Below are 286 nucleotides of genomic sequence, written 5' to 3'. Positions count from 1 at the left end.
TAACGGCGCTTGAAAATGTGATGCTTCCTGCTGAATTAGCTGGGGACAAAGGTGCGAAAAATCAAGCGACAGAGTTATTAGAAAAAGTTGGCTTTTCTCATCGACTAACTCAGTATCCCTCACAACTTTCGGGTGGTGAGCAGCAGCGAGTTGCTATCGCTCGTGCCTTTATTGGCACGCCGCAAATTCTGTTTGCTGATGAGCCTTCGGCAAACTTAGACAGTAAAAATGGAAAAATGATTGAAGAGCTGTTGTTTGAGCTTAATCAACAGCAAGGCACCACGCT

The 286-nt window shown here is 45.1% G+C and carries 1 protein-coding gene; it reads left to right on the top strand.

Annotated features, from left to right (window positions below):
* Window positions 1–286, top strand: a 286-nt coding sequence (locus CWB98_RS23665) for an ATP-binding cassette domain-containing protein (protein WP_138546993.1), incomplete at both ends; no start/stop codon positions are given.

Source organism: Pseudoalteromonas rubra (assembly GCF_005887115.1).
In the GTDB taxonomy this organism is placed as follows: domain Bacteria; phylum Pseudomonadota; class Gammaproteobacteria; order Enterobacterales; family Alteromonadaceae; genus Pseudoalteromonas; species Pseudoalteromonas rubra_F.
The sequence above is the reverse complement of the archived record's forward strand: the minus strand, read 5'-3'. Positions and strand labels throughout refer to the sequence as shown.